Origin of the sequence: Clostridium lundense DSM 17049, assembly GCF_000619945.1 — a bacterium.
GTDB classification, from domain to species: domain Bacteria; phylum Bacillota; class Clostridia; order Clostridiales; family Clostridiaceae; genus Clostridium_AO; species Clostridium_AO lundense.
On the sequence record NZ_JHVC01000047.1, the window covers coordinates 1 to 3,664 of the forward strand.

Sequence of the window (3,664 nt, forward strand, 5' to 3'; positions counted from 1 at the left end):
TAGTTTCAATGAAGATTCAAATGTAGTCTTCAATGGAAATGGAGCAATGGGAAGAAGTACTTTAGAAGGAACAACTACAGTAAATGCAGGAGAAGCCTTGGAAGTAACATATAAAGAAGGTAATGGAAAAGGGATAAAAGATGGAGAAATAAAATACTATAAAGCAAGCGAATATGACTATAAAAGCATAAATAAAGAAAAAGTAAAACCTGTAGATACAGGAGTAAAAACAGATAAAGACGGAAAAGCAAAAATAAAATTAGAAGCAGGAAAATACCTTATAACAGCTGAAGCAACAGGGAAATCTAGAGCAAAAGCTTTAGAAGTAGAAGTTAAAGCAGCAGAAGAAAAGGTTAAAGTGAAAGTAAGGGTAGAAGGAAAAGATTATACAATACTACCAGAAACAGAAGTAGTAGTAAAAAAAGGAACAACAAATAAAGAAGTATTAGAAGCATTAGGATTAACAGTAAAAGAATCCGGTGGAATGATAGATAAAATAGAAGGAATAAAGGGTGATTTCTATTGGGCAATTGATCCGTGGATTACTAATTTCAATGAAGATTCAAATGTAGTCTTCAATGGAAATGGAGCAATGGGAAGAAGTACTTTGGAAGGAACAGCTAAAGTAAATGCAGGAGAAGTCTTTGAAGTAACATATAAAGAAGGTAATGGAAAAGGGATAAAAGATGGAGAAATAAAATACTATAAAGCAAGTGAATATGACTATAAAAGCATAAATAAAGAAAAAGTAAAACCTGTAGATACAGGAGTAAAAACAGATAAGAATGGAAAAGCAAATATAAATCTAAAAGAATCAGGAAAATATTTTATAGTAGCAGAAGCGTCAAACAAATCAAGAGCAAAGGCATTAGAAGTAGAAGTTAAGGAAGAAAGTATTCCACAAAAATTAGATATTAGTATACCAGAAGAAACTATAAATAATTATCCATGTGAAATTAAAGTAACAGATGAATCTGGTAAACCAGTAAAAGATGCAGAAATTGCTTGTGCTTATTTTGAAAATTGGCTTAACAATTTTGAAAATTGTATACAAGGAAAAACAGACGAAAATGGAAAGGCAATAATAAAAGTTTCAAATCCAAATGCAACATGTAAAATGCATTTCCAAGCTAGAAAAGGAAATATAAAAAGTGATATTAAAATTTTAAAATTAATTAAGGAAGCATATACACTACAAATTGAACCTGGAAATTTATTATTATTTAAAGGGGAAAATCATTTATTTAATGTTATTGTAAAAGATAAAGATAGAAATGAAATTAAAGAGCAAATTAAATGGGAAAGCTTAAATCCAGAAATTGCAACTGTTGATGAAAATGGACAGGTTACAGCAATTAAAGAAGGAGAAGCTATTATAAGAGCTTCAGTAAAGAAAGACACTAGATATTATGGTGAAACTAAAATACAGGTTACAAAAGATGTAGTAAAAGCACATTTAAGAATAGAATTTGAAGATGAAAGAGAGTTTTCAGGAGAAATAAGAATTTCAGGAAAAGAAACAAACCTAGAAAGTGTGTTAAAAACTCCTAAAAGCTCATTCGGAGAAGAAGAGAAATATACACCAAAATTTAACGAAGAAGGAAAATTAGTTGAACTTGGTCGTCGTGAAAAGGGAAATCCATATTTTTCAGTAATAATTAATGGAAAGGTTATAGAAAATCCTAAAGCTATAACCATTAAAACAGGGGACAGTATTGTATGCTCTCAGAATGGAGCAACAAATCAATTAAGAGTAGAAACACCAAAACAATGTACATCTACAAGACCTTTTCATGTAATTGTAAAAGATGAAAAAGGTGCTGTAGTTGAAGGGGCTACTATTGTTGCGGGATATATAGGTTGGTTAGGTACAATAAAAGAAGTTACACGTGAAGAAACAAATAAAGAAGGTAAAGGAAATATTACATTAAATGAAGAAAAAGAGTATTATATTTTTGCTCAAAAAGATGGATATGTTAGAGCAGTAGCAGAACCTATACAAGTAGTATTACCTAAAGTTGAAGGGAAATTTCCAAAAGAAGTAAAAAACAATGAAGATTTTAACATTAGTGTAACCGATGAAGGAAACACAGTAGCAGGAGTAAAAGTATATTGGGCATTCAAAGAAGAACCAAATAATAAATTTGAAATTGGAAAAACAGATAATAGTGGTAAAGTAAAAGGGAAAATAGATGCCCCATCAGGAAAGTATACTTTGTTTGTAGATTTCCATGGTAATACAGTAGAATTAGGAGATATAACTGTTTCAGATACAAGTATGTATAAATCTTTAAAAGTGGGAAATATGAACATTGGACTTGTAAATGTTACAGGAGTTTATGCAAAGGGTAAAATATATTTATTTGGTGGAAAAAGTGAAGGTTGGAATTTAGTAGATTCTATTTCATGCTTTGATCCAAAAACTAATGAAATAAAGAATATAGGAAAACTTCCAGATGCATTTGTTGGAAATAGCGCAGTTGTAGATGACAATATTTATTTATTTGGTAATGAAAAGGTTTATAAATATAATATAGAAGATAATAAAGTTATTGAAGTAGCAGATCTTCCACAGGAATATCAATTAAATTCTACAGGAACTGCTGTAATTAATAAAAAGGTATATATTTATGAAAGAAAAAATAATATAGGATCTATTGTTGAATTTGATCCAAGTACAAAAAAAGTGGAAATAGTAGCTAATATTAAATTAGATGGCGGAAATGAATGGGGTGGACCTACGGATGGTTCTATGATTGTACAAGCAAATCAAAAAATGTATATCATAGGAGGAACACAATCTTCAAAAATACATGAATTTAATCCAGTAAATAAAAAGGTTGAAAGTACTGATTTAGATTATGAAATACAAAATGCTGCTACAGCATCTATTAATGGAAAAGTATATATTATTGGAGGATATGTAAAGAAAAATATTAAAAACGAGACAAGTTATCATATTTTAGAATTGGATGTTGTGAATAAAACGCTTAAACCTGTAGGATATTTGCCAAAATTTATGAGTTACAATTGTGCAGTTTTAGTTGGTGATGAGGCATATGTCCTTGGTGGAATTAGAGATAATAAGATACAAGATGATATTGTGAAAATAACAGGATTTAAATCCCAAGATACTCAAAAACCTCAAATTACAGTAGAAGGAATAAAAGATAATACAGTAGTATCTACAAAGAAAATAGCATTTACTGTACATGTAACAGATAATGTAGATGAAAATATTATTCCAGAAGTTAAATGTAATGATAAAGTAATAACTGAAAAAGATGGGAAATATAATGTAGTCTTAAATGAAGGAAACAATACTGTTGAAATTACAGCAAAAGATAAAGCTGGAAATACAGAAACTCAAAAATATACGTTAATTTACAAATCTAATGTGATAGTAAATAAAGTAATTATTGAAGGAAGTAAAGAAAAGTTACATCCTAAAGATAAAATCACTTTAAAAGGAAAAGCAGTAGATGAACAAAACAATGTAATACCAGGAAAAGAGTTTGTATTTAGTAGTAGTGATGAAAAAGTAGCAATAGTAGATGCAAAAACAGGAGAAGTAACAGCTATAGGAAATGGAACAGTTATTTTAACTGCTGCATTAAAAGATGATGCAAAGGTAAAAGAAAGTGTAAAAGTTACTGTTACAGAT

The 3,664-nt window shown here is 29.3% G+C and carries 1 protein-coding gene; it reads left to right on the forward strand.

What is annotated here, in order from left to right; translation table 11 throughout:
• Window positions 1–3,664: Ig-like domain-containing protein (locus tag T514_RS25365; RefSeq protein WP_034870020.1), on the forward strand; the 3,664-nt coding region annotated here is incomplete at both ends.